The organism is Luteibacter sp. GL_149 (assembly GCF_057834065.1).
This window is the reverse complement of sequence record NZ_CM174395.1, coordinates 383688-397625: the sequence shown is the minus strand read 5'-3', so window position 1 is coordinate 397625 and position 13938 is coordinate 383688. Positions and strand designations below refer to the sequence as shown.

14 protein-coding genes are annotated in these 13938 nt (G+C 64.9%); 8 read left to right on the top strand and 6 right to left on the bottom strand.

Annotated features, from left to right (window positions below; all coding sequences use genetic code 11):
• The first annotated feature begins 18 nt into the window (after positions 1 to 18).
• Complete coding sequence (gene glk, locus AC3IR3_RS01805) at positions 19 to 1035, top strand: glucokinase (protein ID WP_489195341.1); 1017 nt, start codon at positions 19 to 21, stop codon at positions 1033 to 1035.
• Positions 1036 to 1242: 207 nt separating this feature from the next.
• Here glk and AC3IR3_RS01800 read toward each other — a convergent pair whose 3' ends face one another.
• The 3 genes from AC3IR3_RS01800 to secB form a co-directional block, all read right to left on the bottom strand.
• A complete protein-coding gene (locus AC3IR3_RS01800; RefSeq protein WP_489195340.1) occupies positions 1243 to 4263 on the bottom strand; it encodes a DEAD/DEAH box helicase in 3021 nt (1006 codons plus the stop codon).
• Between the two features lie 141 nt (positions 4264 to 4404).
• The gene (locus AC3IR3_RS01795) at positions 4405 to 5442 is read right to left on the bottom strand and encodes an NAD(P)H-dependent glycerol-3-phosphate dehydrogenase (RefSeq protein ID WP_489195339.1); all 1038 of its coding nucleotides are present in this window, start codon (positions 5440 to 5442) and stop codon (positions 4405 to 4407) included.
• 3 nt (positions 5443 to 5445) lie between these two features.
• Positions 5446 to 5937: a protein-export chaperone SecB gene (secB, locus tag AC3IR3_RS01790; RefSeq protein ID WP_132142406.1), complete on the bottom strand. Its 492-nt coding sequence runs from the start codon at positions 5935 to 5937 to the stop codon at positions 5446 to 5448.
• A gap of 295 nt (positions 5938 to 6232) precedes the next feature.
• Here secB and rpmB point away from each other — a divergent pair, with 295 nt between their 5' ends.
• Together rpmB and rpmG are read left to right on the top strand one after the other, a co-directional pair.
• Positions 6233 to 6469 carry a 50S ribosomal protein L28 gene (rpmB, locus tag AC3IR3_RS01785; protein ID WP_132142407.1) on the top strand — a complete coding sequence of 79 codons (237 nt, stop codon included), beginning with the start codon at positions 6233 to 6235 and terminating at the stop codon, positions 6467 to 6469.
• 12 nt (positions 6470 to 6481) lie between these two features.
• On the top strand, positions 6482 to 6646 hold the full coding sequence (gene rpmG / locus AC3IR3_RS01780; RefSeq protein ID WP_489195338.1) for a 50S ribosomal protein L33: 165 nt from the start codon (positions 6482 to 6484) through the stop codon (positions 6644 to 6646).
• A gap of 148 nt (positions 6647 to 6794) precedes the next feature.
• On the opposite strand, the gene AC3IR3_RS01775 is transcribed toward rpmG, so the two are convergent.
• The 3 genes from AC3IR3_RS01775 to AC3IR3_RS01765 all read right to left on the bottom strand — a co-directional run bounded on the left by AC3IR3_RS01775 (position 6795) and on the right by AC3IR3_RS01765 (position 9339).
• Positions 6795 to 7655, bottom strand: coding sequence for an IS3 family transposase (locus tag AC3IR3_RS01775; RefSeq protein WP_489195337.1), 861 nt, complete (start codon positions 7653 to 7655; stop codon positions 6795 to 6797).
• Positions 7652 to 7951 (bottom strand): transposase, encoded by a 300-nt coding sequence (locus tag AC3IR3_RS01770; RefSeq protein ID WP_489195336.1) that lies wholly within the window; start codon positions 7949 to 7951, stop codon positions 7652 to 7654. Before AC3IR3_RS01770 ends, AC3IR3_RS01775 begins: the two co-directional genes overlap by 4 nt.
• A gap of 194 nt (positions 7952 to 8145) precedes the next feature.
• Complete coding sequence (locus AC3IR3_RS01765; RefSeq protein WP_489196999.1) at positions 8146 to 9339, bottom strand: DesA family fatty acid desaturase; 1194 nt, start codon at positions 9337 to 9339, stop codon at positions 8146 to 8148.
• Positions 9340 to 9575: 236 nt separating this feature from the next.
• On the opposite strand from AC3IR3_RS01765, the gene AC3IR3_RS01760 reads away from it, so the two are divergent.
• The 5 genes from AC3IR3_RS01760 (at position 9576) to mutM (ending at position 13917) form a co-directional block, all read left to right on the top strand.
• On the top strand, positions 9576 to 10310 hold the full coding sequence (locus AC3IR3_RS01760) for an ABC transporter ATP-binding protein (protein ID WP_489195335.1): 735 nt from the start codon (positions 9576 to 9578) through the stop codon (positions 10308 to 10310).
• Entirely contained in the window at positions 10307 to 11062 is a 756-nt protein-coding gene (locus AC3IR3_RS01755) for an ABC transporter permease (RefSeq protein ID WP_489195334.1), read from the top strand. The genes AC3IR3_RS01760 and AC3IR3_RS01755 overlap by 4 nt, the downstream gene beginning before the upstream one ends.
• Positions 11062 to 12408 carry a GldG family protein gene (locus AC3IR3_RS01750; protein ID WP_489195333.1) on the top strand — a complete coding sequence of 449 codons (1347 nt, stop codon included), beginning with the start codon at positions 11062 to 11064 and terminating at the stop codon, positions 12406 to 12408. Before AC3IR3_RS01755 ends, AC3IR3_RS01750 begins: the two co-directional genes overlap by 1 nt.
• The gene (locus AC3IR3_RS01745) at positions 12409 to 12897 is read left to right on the top strand and encodes a hypothetical protein (protein WP_489195332.1); all 489 of its coding nucleotides are present in this window, start codon (positions 12409 to 12411) and stop codon (positions 12895 to 12897) included. It abuts the gene before it with no gap.
• 207 nt (positions 12898 to 13104) lie between these two features.
• Entirely contained in the window at positions 13105 to 13917 is an 813-nt protein-coding gene (gene mutM, locus AC3IR3_RS01740; protein ID WP_489195331.1) for a bifunctional DNA-formamidopyrimidine glycosylase/DNA-(apurinic or apyrimidinic site) lyase, read from the top strand.
• The last annotated feature ends 21 nt before the right edge of the window (positions 13918 to 13938 follow it).

Here is a 13938-nt window from a genome sequence, read left to right as displayed (position 1 = left end):
CATGACAGGTTCTCGATAATGGTCAACGGTAGCGCTTCGGCGAAGACCCTGCTCGCCGATCTCGGCGGCACCAATGTTCGCTTCGGCATAGCGGACCCATCCCTTGAGCAGCCCCTGCTCCTGGATACCGTGAAGCGTTACCGCGTGAAGGATTACGAGTCGCTTACCCACGCGGCACGTGAATATTTCAAGGAAACCGGCCATAACGCCGATCGCGCGATCATCGCCGCGGCCGGTCGTATCGACGATGGCGAGACCGTGAAGGTCACGAACAACCCCTGGGCGATTTCGGCGAAGAAAACCGCCGCCGAGCTCGATCTCGAATGGGTACATCTGGTCAACGACTTCGCGGCGCAGAGCATGGCCGTGATGCTGCTTAAGGGTAACGATCTGGTTCAGGTCGGCCCGACGGCCGTGCCGCAAATTGGCAGCGACGCGGAACAGACGTTCGTCGTGGTGGGACCGGGTACGGGTCTCGGTGTCGGCGGCCTGCTGATTCGCGGCGACAAAGTCAGCGTGCTGCAAACCGAAGGCGGCCATGCCGGTTTCGCCGCGCATACGGCCGAGGACATCGAAATCCTCAAGGTGCTGAATCTGCGCTACGGCCGCGTGTCGAACGAGCGCCTGATCTGCGGCGCCGGCCTCGTCAATCTGTACAGCGCGATCTGCGAAATCGCGGGTCAGAAGGCCGAAGATCTGACACCTGAAGACGTCACCGACCGCGCCAAGGCCGATACCTGTCCGATGTGCGTGCGCGCCGTCGAAACGTTCGCCGGTATCTTCGGCAGCGTCGCGGGCGATCTGGTGCTGACTCTCGGCGCGTGGAACGGCGTTTATCTCACCGGCGGCATGATCCCGATCCTGCTGCCGTGGCTGGAACGCGGTCACTTCCGCGAACGCTTCGAAGCCAAGGGCCGCTTCCGCGACACGATGGAAAAGGTGCCCACCCAGGCGATCATGAATCCGGAGCCGGGCCTTGTCGGCGGCGCCGCGCTCGCGGTCGTCGAATCGGGACGTTCGCTGCTTAAGCGCTGATGGCCGGGCTTCCCGCGACGGTCGCTGTCTCTCTGTGGGAGCGCGCCTGCGCGCGAAAGCCTACGGAACGCTAATGATGAAGGTCGCATCCGCAGCCCGAAGACCGGGCTTGCGAATGTGGGTAGATCCGGCTTCCTTGCCCTGCTGGCTTTCGCGCGCGGGCGCGCTGCCACAGTGTCACGGTCCCGGCAGAACTGGTGGTAGCGATTACTGCGCAGGCGCCAGCAGCGCGTCCAGATCGCTTTCGTCGAAGCTGAGCCTCTCGCGACTGCCGCCGCCTTCCAACACGGCTTCCGCCAGCTCCGCCTTGCGCGCCTTCAGTTCTTCGATGCGCTCTTCCACCGTGCCCGCCGTAATAAGGCGATACACGAAGACCGGCTTGTCCTGGCCGATGCGATGCGCGCGGTCGCTGGCCTGCGCTTCGGCCGCCGGATTCCACCACGGGTCGTAGTGAATAACCGTGTCCGCCGCGGTGAGATTGAGACCCACACCGCCTGCCTTCAGCGACAGCAGGAACATCGGAACGTCGCCGTTCTGAAACCGCTCCACGGGTTCGGCGCGATCGCGCGTTTCGCCGGTGAGCATCACGTAACTCAGGCGACGGCGATCGAGTTCGACCGCGATCAGCTTCAGCATTTCCGTGAACTGACTGAAGAGCAGTACACGCCGCCCCTCGGCGAGCAATGCGGGCAGCATGTCCATCAGCAATTCGAACTTCGCCGATTCGCGCACGCCACGCGCCGCTTCCAGTTTCACGAGTCGCGGATCGCAGCAGACCTGACGCAGCTTAAGCAGAGCGTCGAGCACGACGATGCCGCTGTGCGCGATGCCACGCTGCGCGATGACTTCGCGCAGTTCTTCGGCCAGCGAAAGACGCAGGCTTTCGTACAGGTCGCGCTGACGCGGCTCCATGACGACGCGTCGCGTGATTTCCGTTTTCGCCGGCAACTCGGAGGCCACCTGGCCCTTCGTGCGACGGAGGATGAAGGGCGCGATGCGCCGGTTCAGCCGCTCCTGGCAGTCGACATCCTGTTGCCGCTCGATAGGCACGCGGTAGTGGCGACGGAACGCGCCTTCGTCGCCCAGCAGACCCGGTACGGCAAGATCGACCTGCGACCACAGTTCGCCGAGATGATTTTCAAGCGGCGTGCCCGTAAGACACAGGCAACGCGGCGCCTGCAGCGCGAGCAACGCGCGACGCGCCTGCGTGCGCGGATTTTTTACCTGCTGCGCTTCGTCCAGCACGACCAGCGCGAACGACTGCTTCTTGAGCGCGTCGACATCGCGCGGAAGCAACGCATATGTCGTGAGAATGACATCGTGATCGGCGATGCGCGTGAAGGTTTCGGCGCGTTGCGGTCCGTGCAGCGCCAGCAGACGGAGGTCCGGTGCGAACCGCGCGACTTCGGCCACCCAGTTGGGAACAAGACTGGTCGGCACCACCACCAGCGCCGGCGAATTCAGCGAACCGCTTTCCTTCAGCGCAAGCAGATGCGTGATCAGTTGCAGCGTCTTGCCCAGGCCCATGTCGTCGGCGAGGACGCCACCCGTACCGGCCTCGGCAAGCGCGTTCATCCAGCGCAGACCATCGCGTTGATAAGGGCGAAGCTCCGCACGCAGACCCGCGGGCACCGCGTCGCTGGCGCGCTCGGCCGCTTCGCGCAGGCGGCGCGTGAAACCGCGCAGACGCTCGGGCGCTTCGAAGGAGCCACCAGACGGCAATGCCTGAACCAGTTCTTCCAGACGCCCCGCCTGCACGCGCGGCAAATGCAGCTGCTGACGCGGGCGTTCGAGATATTCCGCAAGTGGCGCGAGCAGGCCGCGCAGCTCCTTCAGCCGGACGGGTACGCGACGTCGTTCGTCGACCGGGGCGTACCACACCGAGTCCTCGGCCTCGTTCGGCGCGGGGCTCAGGCTGAGTTGATGTTCGGCCAGCGCCTGGGCCACGGCGGGAAGCAGGTTGACGCGCTGCCCTTCGACCTCGATACCGATTTCCAGATCGAAGGCCTGATCTTTATCGTCTTCGGCGGCGCGTCCATACCAGCGCACGGGCCCTTCGAGCACTTCGAACGGGAAACTTGGCGCGTACTCCAGCACGAAACCGTCGGCTTCCAGCTTCGGCCGCAGCGCGAGCCAGCGCGCCGGCGTGTTGACCTCCAGCGCGCCCGCATAGCCCTTACCTGGAAAGAGCCACGCATCGTCGGGCAACGTGTCGGCCATATCCCAGGGCAGACCTTCCGTATCCACGGCAGGATTGAGGCCGGCGGTCTCCAGATGCTCCATGGAGGCGAGCTCTTCCGCGCGGCGGCGCGTGATTTCGAGCAACGTCCCGTTTCGTATACGCCGCACCAGCGGCTCGCCGCCGCGACCGGGCAGACGCTCGCCCGCATAGTCGAAGGCCAGACGACCGTACGCCAGCGGGGGCGTACCGGCCGCCAGACGCGCGTGACGCGTGAGTGCATGCAGCACCAGGACCGGCCGCGGCGAAAGCTCGGCGCGCCGCATGTCTTCGAATACCTGGGGGGCCGGCATGCGCGCGGCGAGCGGCGTGCTCGCCAGGGTACTGCGGAAAATGCCGCTGTTTTCGGGCGGTAGCGGCGGCAGGTCGAGCCATTCGCTTTCCTCCCTGGCCCCTTCCAGCTGACCGACTTCGGCGTGCTCGGCGTCGAGGAACCATAGCGCGCCCACGCGGAGCAGGCGCTGGCTGTGCGGGACGACGGGCAGCAGCTTCTGACTGCCGTCGTTCTCCAGATGCCAGCGCCAGTTCAGCGGATGCGACTTGCCGCGCGACAGGTGCAGCCCGGCCACGCCGCCGAAGAAACATGGCGCCGTGTCGAGGATTTCGGTAAGCAGGGAGTCACCCAGCGATCCAGCGAACCGGGCATAGCTACGGCTCTTGCGCAGGGTTTGCGGCAGTCCCAGCACCGTGGCGGCAAGACGCTGCTCGGAGGCGCTGAGCGATGCGTGCAACAGGTGCTTACTATCCAGCGGCGTCGGCCGCGTATAGCGACCTTCCGCGCTGACAGTAAGCAAAACCGGAGCGATATCCAGATGAGCCGACGGCTCGTGGGCGTCGTTGACGGCTTCGAGGAAGAAGCCCAGAACAACCCGATCGGACGAACGCACCTGTGCCGGCGCGTCCAGCGCCCGGCGCCACGCCACAGGCAGTGATTCCGCCTGTCCGGCCGAAGCCTCGAAGCGACTCCGTTTGTCGTCCGGCTGGTGCATCCGTTTCGATCCGCCTGCGCGACCAAAACAAGAAGCTTAGCAGGGGCGGACGCCAAGCCTTGTAGGACTATTTCCTGTTTTGGGACATCCGGACCGGCACGGTTCAGCGACGCGGGTAAGCCCTGCGTCGCCAACGGACAATCAGGCCGGCGAATCGCCGAACAGATTGGCCGGATATTCCGGCTTGCGCTCGCGGGCCATCAGGGCGCGCAGCCCTTCTACCGGCGTGACCTCGCCATGCAGCACGGCCCGGACTCCCGCCGCGATGGGCAGGTCGAGCTGGTGCTTGGCGGCCAGACGGGCCACTTCGTCGGCGGTGACCACGCTTTCGACCACCTGGCCGATCTCGCGGACAGCCTGGTCCAGCGGAATGCCCCGTCCAAGAGCGAGACCGAGCCGGCGATTGCGGGACAGATCGCCCGTACAGGTCAGGACGAGGTCACCCAGACCGGCCAGACCCATGAGGGTTTCCGCCCGGGCACCGAGAGCCACGCCGAGGCGCAGCATCTCGTTCATGCCACGCGTGATGAGGCCGGCGCGGGCGTTGAGGCCAAGTTCCATGCCGTCCGCGACACCCGTCGCGACGGCCAGCACGTTTTTCATGGCGCCACCGAGCTCCGCCCCCAGGATGTCGCTACCTGTGTAGGCGCGAAAATTCGGCGCGTGGAGCATCGTGGCGAGCAACTGCGCGAAATCCGCGTCGTCCGAATGGACGGTAACCGCGCTGGGCAGGCCCGCCGCCACTTCGCGGGCGAACGACGGTCCGGTGACCACGGCCGCCGCACGGCCCGGGAGCTTTTCCTGCACCACTTCATGCAGGAAGCGGCCGGTCCCTGTCTCGAAACCCTTGGTTGCCCACGAGATCGATGCACCGTCGTCCAGCAGCGGCTTGATCTCGTCGAGCATCGACGCGAAGGCGTGACTGGGAACGACGATAAGCACGACGCCGGCACCGCGAAGCACGGTGGCCAGATCGGGCTCGTAGGTCAGCTCGGCCGGCAGGTCCAGGTCCGGCAGATAGCGGGCGTTCCGGCCGCTTTCCGCCATGGCGGCGAGGGCAACGGCATCGCGCCCCCACAGCCGCGTGGGCACGTCGTTACGCGCCAGCAGCGCGGCAAGCGCCGTGCCCCAGGAGCCGGCGCCGAGAACGGCGACGACCGGATGATCGGGCGTTGTCATCGATCAGCTATTGAGCGTACGGGTCTCTTCGGCGCCGGTACCGCCATTCTGCTGGGCGGCGTAGAGCGCATCGAAGTTGATCGGCTGCAGGAGGAACGGCGGGAAGCCACCTTCCTGAATCATCGACGACACCATCTGGCGGGCGTATGGGAACAGCAGGTTCGGGCAGTAGCTGCCGAGGATGCCGTCGCGGTCTTCGTCGGTGAAACCACCGATGCCGAAGATACCGGCCTGGTGCACTTCGGCCAGGTACGCGGTGCGCTCGCCGAGGTTGCAGGTAAGCGTCAGGCTGAGGACCACTTCGAACGTGTCGTTGCCGAGGTCGACGGCCTTGTGGCCCAGATTCAGCTGAACCTGCGGCTGCTGCTCGTTTTCGCCCATTTCCTGAAAGACCTGGGGCGCGTTCGGTGCCTCGAACGACGCGTCCTTTACGTAGATCTTCTGCAGCACGAGCTGCGGCTGGCCTGCCTGGCCGTTTGCGTTGATCTCTGCCATGCGCTTACCCCTTAAGAATGGAAGCTTTTATGAATGAAAGACGGATATACGAAAGACGTCGATTGTTTCATAGAACCCTTGCTGCCGCACAGCCCCGGGTTGCGTCCTGGCGTCGGATTCTGCGAGAATGCCCGGCTCCCCTATGCCGACCCGTTCCCTCGGGCAAGTCCGCCACGCGATGCGGGCCTTACGGCGAGGACGCTTTACCCCCTCCAGCCATCGCGTGGCGACCTGTTCGCCGCTGGGCCGATGCCACCCTGGCCAAAGGGTGGTCAAACGAATTACGGAGGTCATCATGGCCCGTAGATGCCAAGTAACGAACAAGGGTGTGCAGACCGGCAACAACGTCTCGCACGCTAACAACAGGACCCGTCGCCGCTGGTTGCCGAACCTGCACGAGCGCCGCTTCTGGGTTGCCAGCGAGAACCGCTGGATCAAGCTGCGCGTTTCCAATCACGCACTGCGCACGATCGACAAGAAAGGCATCGAGGCCGTGATCGCCGACCTCCGCGCCCGTGGCGAGAAAATCTGAGGAGCATGAGACATGGCTGGTAAGCGTGATAAGCATCGCCTGATTTCTACCGCGGGTACGGGTCACTTCTACACCACGGATAAGAACAAGAAGAACATGCCGGAAAAGATGGAATTCATGAAATATGATCCCGTCGTCCGGAAACACGTGCTGTACAAGGAAGGCAAGATCAAGTAATCGCCCCGGCGATTCGATCTTCGAAAAACCCGCCCTCGTGGCGGGTTTTTTTGTAAAGGCATGGGAAGGGCTGAATGCGCCTCGCCGCCTCGCGCTCGTGCGTCGGGGAGGCCGGAGCGGCGAGGGTGGTTGAGGTGGTCAAGTATTTCTAAACACCCGATAGGTTTTTTTTTCGGGCCGTCAGCATCTCGTGGATGGCTGGCGGGACCTGACCGTTGGCCGCATGCAGGCGCCGGTAGTTGTAGTAAGACGTCAGGAAGACCGTGGCGTCGCTCTCGGCTTCGTGACGAGTGTCGTAGGTCCGTTGCATCCATTCGGTTTTCAACGACGCGAAGACCCGCTCGGCGACAGCATTGTCCCAGCAGTGTCCCTTTCGACTCATGCTTTGAGTGATTCCCAGGCCTTGCAGGCGCCGAATGAAGCCGAAGCTGTTGTATTGCGAGCCCTGGTCGGAATGGAACATCAGCTCACCCGAGGGCCTGCGGTCCTTCACCGCCCGATCCAGAGCAGCCAGCGCCAAGTTCGCGTTGGGCTGGATCGAGAACGCCCAGCCGACGATCCGCCGGGCATACAGATCCACCACGATGGCCAGGTACAGCCAGCCCTGTCGGGTCGGCAGGAAGGTGATGTCGCCGACCCAGACCTGGTTGGGCCGGGCCACGTTGAACTGCTGCGCAAGAAGGTTGGGGGCGGGCACCGCCGCCTTGCTCGCTCTGCGATAGGAGTGCCGGCGTACCCGTTCGGCCCACACACCCGCCTTCTTCATCAGGGTGCGGGCGCGATATCGACCCGTCGGCATGCCTTGCCGGGCAAGCTCCGCAGCCATGCGGCGTGTACCGTAGCTGCCTCGGCTCTGCCGATGAATCTGCCGAACCGAGGTCACCGCCTTCGGCTCGTCAGGAATCGGCCGCTCCTCCGCGCCGCGCCCGGCGTAGTAACTGCTGCGGGGGTATTCCATGGCGTCACAAAGCTGGGTGACCGCGTACGCCCCCTTCAGTTCGTCGATCACCGCCGTGGGCGATCGTTCTCCCGAACGAAGAAGGCGATAGATTTTTTTAGCAGTTCGCGCTCCTCCTGGAGCTTGAGCACCTGCGCCTCGAGCTCGACGACACGGCGACGGTCCTCGTCGGCCGTCCTTTGGCTGCCTGGCGCCGGATGCTCTGCCTGGTACATTGCCACCCACCGTCTTAACGCCGTAGGGCCGACATCCAACATCTCACACACCTGCCGTGTCGAATGGCCTTCGGCCAGGATCAGATGCACGGCTTCGTCCCGCTGCGCCTGCGTAATATTTTTACGTCCCATGGTTCACCTCGTTCTGGCTGTGAATCCCCTCAGGATGTCCAGAAAGATTAGACCACCTCAGGTGGCCGACGGCTCTCCCCAAAACGTCCGAGCGCAAAAGCGATGGCGAAGCCGAGCCCGCCCCGAAAAAGCGTGAAGAACCAAAAAAAAGCCCGCCATGTAGGCGGGCTTTCGTTCTCCCGGAGGAAGGCGCTTTACGCGCCGACCGCCGAGTATCCCTTCAGGCGCTGCGCGAACTGCTGAAGCGAACGGATGCCGCTCTGTTCCGCTTCGACGATCCACTGCTGGAGCGCCTTCAGTGCGTTGTCCGCACCGCGCTGCTCCATCAACGCCACCAGACGGGCGCGGAATTCGCAGACGGTGGTCAGCGTCGGGCGCTTGGCCATGACGGCCTGCAGGCGCTCGCGACCTTCGTGATCCAGCCAGCGGCCACCATCGGCCAGTGCGCGACGCATGCGACGCGGGACTGCCTTCATGTTCTCGCCGGCGTGGCCGACTTCCTCGCGCATCGTCGGAAGAATGACGTCGCGGTAGTAGTCGGTCGTGGCCTGGAAGCGAAGCGCGAGCACGCCCTTCAGCGTCTCGGCGTCCGGCAGGTGTACGTTCGGACGGATGTTCAGCGTCGGCGCGACACGCAGCACCTTCGCCAGACCGACCGCACGCAGACCGCAGATCACGGCCCAGCCGATGTCGAATTCCCACTTGCGCAGGGCGAACTTCGCCGAACTCGGGAAGGCATGGTGATTGTTGTGCAGCTCTTCGCCGCCGATCCAGAAGCCCCACGGCGAAATGTTCGTCGCGGTGTCGGAGCTTTCGAAGTTGCGGTAACCCCACCAGTGACCGATGCCGTTGACGAAACCGGCGGCCCAGAACGGGATCCAGATCATCTGGATGGCCCAGATCGCCAGACCCGCCGCACCGAAGAGCGCGAGGTCGATGAATGCCATCAGCGTCGGACCCCAGTACGGATGACCGCCGAGCAGCTTGCGCTCGATCCAGTCGCCCGGGGTGCCGCGGCCGTACTTCTCCATGTCGGCCTTGTTGTAGCTGGCTTCGCGGTACAGCGAAACGCCGTCCCAGAACACCTTGCTGATGCCGTAGATCTGCGGGCTATGCGGATCTTCCTCGGTCTCGACCTTGGCGTGGTGCTTGCGGTGAATCGCAACCCATTCGCGCACGACCATGCCCGTCGTCAACCAGCCCCAGAAACGGAAGAAACCGTTGAGGGTCCAGTGGAAGTCGACGCCGCGATGGGTCTGGCTACGGTGGTAGTAGAGCGTCACGGTAAAGATCGTGAGCTGCGTCACCACGAGCAGGTAGACCAGCATGCTTACCCAGCTTGCGCGGGTGAGCCCATTGGCCAGAAAGTCGAGCAGGGAATCGAGCATGTAGGCGATAACCACGCGAGTAAGAAAAGGAATCGTGCTCACGCAGTCTACACGGGCCGCTTCCATACCCACCAGCACGGTCTGCGGCCAAATGTGAAGAGGTCGGTTGTATGAAAACGGGGCGGCCGCGACAATCGCCGGATGACCCGAAACCCGCACGTTCATATTGCCGTCGCCGGCCATCCCGATAAGGGACCGATGCACGCACGTTGCCCGCTGTTCGGCGACGAACGCGCATGACGGCGACCAGCTTGCTGAACATCTCAGGGGTTTCGAGGCAACGGGCGGGACGGGCCGCCGTTTCCGACCTATCCCTGATTCTGAATCGTGGCCAAGTACTCGGCCTTCTCGGGGTCAATGGCGCGGGCAAATCGACGACCCTGGCGATGCTTGCCGGAGCCCTCAGGCCGGATCGGGGCTCCATCCTGCTCGACGGCCACGACTTCGTGGCCTCGCCGGAGCTGGCCCGCCGGACGATCGGCTGGCTGCCGGAAGCCGCGCCGCTATGGCCCGAACTGTCGGTGGACGAACACCTGATGGGTTTCGCCACGCTGCGCGGCATGACCCGGCGCGATGCACGGCGCGCCACGGATGCCATCGTCGAGCGGCTTCAGCTCGGCGAATTGCGCCGACGCCTGGCGGGCGTACTGTCCCAGGGACAGCGCCAGCGGCTCGGACTGGCCTGCGCACTGGTTCACGACCCGGCGCTGCTTATCCTCGACGAACCGGCCAACGCACTCGATCCCGTACAGGTCGGCGAGTTGCGCAAGCTGGTTCGCGAACGCGCGGCCGCAGGCTGCGGCGTGATCCTGTCGACCCACGTACTGGGCGAAGTGACGGCGGTCTGCGATCGTGTCGCCATCCTCCACGAAGGCCGTCTGCGCCACGATGCCGCGCTGCGCGACGACGCGGACGGTCACATACTGGAATCCACCTTCTTCGCTATCGCGACGGGAGCCTCCGCCGCATGAGCATCCGTGCCGTTACCCGCCTCGAACTCCGGCGACTTCTCGTACGCCCGATGGCATGGGCGCTCGCCGCGCTCGCCATCGCCTGGCTAGCCTGGACCTATGTGTTGTCGCTGGGCAATTTCCTCAACGTGCAGGTAAAGCTCGCCGCGCTGGCCGATGCACCGGGCTTCACCGATCTGGTATCGGTGCCGCTGCTGGCCGAACTCATCAAGCTGGCGTTCCTCGTCGTGCCGTTGCTGACGATGTCGCTGCTGGCCGGCGAACGCCGCGCCGGCACGTTGCCGTTGCTGGCCTCGACGGGTATCGCGCCGTGGAAGCTGATCGTCGGCAAATATCTCGCCGTACTCGCATGGCTTGCCGTGTGGCTGATCGCGACGCTCGCCATGCCGCTGGTACTCGCCGGATCCACATCGCCCGACTGGGGCAAACTGGCCGCCGCCACATTGGGTACCGCCCTGACCCTGGCCACTCTGGCCGCGATCGGCATCGCCTGTTCGGCGGCCACCGGGTATCCCGCGATCGCCGCCGCGCTGGCGCTGATCGTCACCTTGCTGCTGTGGACCGTCGATCGCGGTGCGCAGGCTGCTGGCGTGAGTGGCGGATTCCTGGAATGGCTGACGATGAGCACGCATCTGCAGAACCTGCTCCGCGGCCTGGTGGCCAGCCCCGACCTGATCTGGTTCGCGCTCGCGATCGCTCTTCCGCTGATCCTCGCCGCGCGACGCCTGTCGGCCGACAGGGAGCGTCACTGATGCGGCGCTTCGATCGCTGGTTCGTGCTTCTCGCGCTGATTGTCGCCACTGGCTGCATCGGCTATCTCAGCACCCGGCATGTGTGGGTGGCGGACTGGACGCGCGGCGCACGCGCGAGCCTTGCTCCGGAAAGCGTCGCGGTGCTGAAAAAACTCGACGGCCCGGTCGATGTCGTGGGATATCTCGCACCGGCGGGCGATCTGCGGGAACAACTCGCCGCCATCGTCGAACGCTATACGCGCGAGAAAGGCGACCTGACCCTCAGGTTCGTCGATCCGGACATCGATCCGGCCGCCTCGCGACAACTCGGCATCACCGGCGACGGCGCCTTGCTGCTACGTCATGCCGGACGCGAAGAGCGCGTGGAAAGCCCGGTCAACGAACGCAGCTTCAGCAACGCGCTGGAACGTCTCGCGCGGGGCGGGGACCGCGTCGTGGCATTCGTTTCCGGCGATGGCGAACGCCAGGCCGACGGCAAAGCGAACGCCGACCTCGGCATGTTCATGCTGCAACTGGAACATCGCGGCGTGCGCGCGGTGCCGCTCAATTTCACCCAGGTCATGGGCGTGCCCGAACACACGGACCTTGTGGTACTCGCCAGCCCCAGCGCGCCCCTGCCCGATGGGGCCGTGCGCGCACTGGTCGATTACGTTCGCGGCGGCGGCAATATCCTCTGGCTGACCGAGCCCGGCGAAGACAACCTGGGCACGGGACCACTTGCCGACGTGCTTGGGGTCCGCGTTCTGCCGGGCGTTCTGGTGGATGGTCAGGGTTCCGCGCTGGGTCTTCAGGACCCGCGCCTGATTACGCTGGGCGATTACCCGTTCCACGCTGTCACTCGCGGCTTCCGCCTGACTACGCTCTTCCCGCAGGTGGCGGCGCTGGCCCAGGTATCCGACCACGACTGGGCCGTCGTGCCCTTCCTCAGGTCGGGCGATCGTAGCTGGACGGCCTTCCACGGCATCGACAACGACAAACCCTCGACGATCCGTTTCGACCCCGCTGCCGGCGAACTCAAGGGACCGCTGGATTTCGGCTTCGCCCTGAACCGGCTATCGCCGCGCCCCGACCGTAGCGAACAGCGCGCGATGATCGTCGGCGACGGCGACTTTCTTTCGAACACGTTTGTCGGCAATGGCGGAAACCGCGCACTGGGCGAGCGCATGTTCGACTGGCTGCTCGGCGACGACGTACTCGTCGACCTGCCGTCGCGTGGCGCACCGGACCGCGTGATCCGTCTGTCGCAGAACGCGCTGAACATGCTCACGCTGGGCTTCCTGATCGCCCTGCCCGTGCTGCTGCTTGGCGCCGGGGCGTTCATCGCCTGGCGACGCCGGAGGCGCTGAGTGAATCGCGAACTGCGCCTCCGCCTGATCGGTGCGCTGGGCCTGTTCGGCTTGCTGGCCGCCGTGGCCTGGCAATGGCGCGCCGACGAAAGGGATATTCGCGAACACACGCTGCTTGCCATCGATCCGGCGACTGTCGATCGCGTGGACGTGGCGATCAAGGGACTGCCTCCACAGCACTTCGAACGTCACGATGGCCGCTGGAGCGGCGATGTCGCGCTTCACGACGACGTCGGTCGCATTGAAGAACTGGCCTCCCTCGCCGCCGCGCCCGTCACGACATGGAAGGCCGCGAGCGATTTCGTCCCCGCAAAAATCGGTCTTTCCCCACCCATCGCCGTCCTGACGCTCAACGACCAGCGAATCGAATTCGGCGAGATGACCGCACTGGGCAAGCAGCGCTACGCGAAGGTGGGCGACCGCATCGCTTTCGTCCCCGCCCAGGCCCTGCCAAGGGCGCCCCGCAGCGCGTCGCTGCCGATGCAGTAAAACGGCGGGGGTGGGGGATGGGAAGTGGGGGCGTAGGTCCGGCGAACGCCCGAGGGAGCTGGTATCGCCAGGCAGACGTTGAGCCTTCCGGACGCGTGTCGATCCCTCAGGCGTGCGCCGGAAACGCGCCCCCACTTCCCACCCCCCATCCCCGCCCTTCAAAACAACCATATTGCGCGAGGGAACAACAGCCTCCATCTTGCGCACATGCCCGAACTTCCCGAAGTCGAAACCACCCGTCGCGGGATCGCGCCGCACATCGAAGGCCGTCGCGTCAGCGGCGTCGTGCTACGTCGGCCCGATCTGCGCTGGCCGATTCCCGAAGAGATCGTCACCCTGCTTCCCGGGCAGATCGTCGAAGCCGTGGAACGACGGGCGAAATACCTCCTGCTACGCACCGCCATCGGCAGTGCCATGGTGCATCTGGGCATGTCCGGCGTGCTGCGCGTCCTGCCTTCGGATATACCTCCCGGCAAACACGATCATGTCGACATTGCATTCGACTCGGGCCAGCTCCTGCGCTTTACCGATCCACGCCGTTTCGGCTCGCTGCTGTGGCAGCCCGCCGGCGAAACCCACGAACTGCTTACCGCACTCGGGCCCGAACCGCTCACGGAAGCCTTCGACGGCGATGTGCTCTGGCATCTTTCGCGCGGACGCGTCGCCGCCGTGAAAACGTTCCTGATGGACAACGCCGTCGTGGTGGGTGTGGGAAACATCTACGCCAGCGAGGCACTGTTCGCCGCGGGCATCGACCCGCGACGCGCGGCCGGCAAAGTGTCCAGAGGGCGATACGCCCGCCTTGCCATCGAAGTCAAACGCATTCTCGCTCATGCGATCACGCGCGGCGGTACAACATTACGCGACTTCCTGAGTCCCGACGGCGCACCGGGCTACTTCTATCAGGAACTGTTCGTCTATGGACGCGCAGGCGAACCGTGCAAGGTTTGCGGCAGCACGATCCGGTCCGTCGTACTCGGGCAGCGGGCGTCTTTCTTCTGTCCCGCGTGTCAGCGCTGACCGACATTCACATCCGGCAAC

Bases quoted from the DNA above. Each gene is read 5' to 3' on its own strand.
- glk (WP_489195341.1), top strand. From the start codon at position 19: ATGGTCAACGGTAGCGCTTCGGCGAAGACCCTGCTCGCCGATCTCGGC.
- AC3IR3_RS01800 (WP_489195340.1), bottom strand. From the start codon at position 4,263: ATGCACCAGCCGGACGACAAACGGAGTCGCTTCGAGGCTTCGGCCGGA.
- AC3IR3_RS01795 (WP_489195339.1), bottom strand. From the start codon at position 5,442: ATGACAACGCCCGATCATCCGGTCGTCGCCGTTCTCGGCGCCGGCTCC.
- secB (WP_132142406.1), bottom strand. From the start codon at position 5,937: ATGGCAGAGATCAACGCAAACGGCCAGGCAGGCCAGCCGCAGCTCGTG.
- rpmB (WP_132142407.1), top strand. From the start codon at position 6,233: ATGGCCCGTAGATGCCAAGTAACGAACAAGGGTGTGCAGACCGGCAAC.
- rpmG (WP_489195338.1), top strand. From the start codon at position 6,482: ATGGCTGGTAAGCGTGATAAGCATCGCCTGATTTCTACCGCGGGTACG.
- AC3IR3_RS01770 (WP_489195336.1), bottom strand. From the start codon at position 7,951: ATGGGACGTAAAAATATTACGCAGGCGCAGCGGGACGAAGCCGTGCAT.
- AC3IR3_RS01765 (WP_489196999.1), bottom strand. From the start codon at position 9,339: ATGCTCGATTCCCTGCTCGACTTTCTGGCCAATGGGCTCACCCGCGCA.
- AC3IR3_RS01760 (WP_489195335.1), top strand. From the start codon at position 9,576: ATGACGGCGACCAGCTTGCTGAACATCTCAGGGGTTTCGAGGCAACGG.
- AC3IR3_RS01755 (WP_489195334.1), top strand. From the start codon at position 10,307: ATGAGCATCCGTGCCGTTACCCGCCTCGAACTCCGGCGACTTCTCGTA.
- AC3IR3_RS01750 (WP_489195333.1), top strand. From the start codon at position 11,062: ATGCGGCGCTTCGATCGCTGGTTCGTGCTTCTCGCGCTGATTGTCGCC.
- mutM (WP_489195331.1), top strand. From the start codon at position 13,105: ATGCCCGAACTTCCCGAAGTCGAAACCACCCGTCGCGGGATCGCGCCG.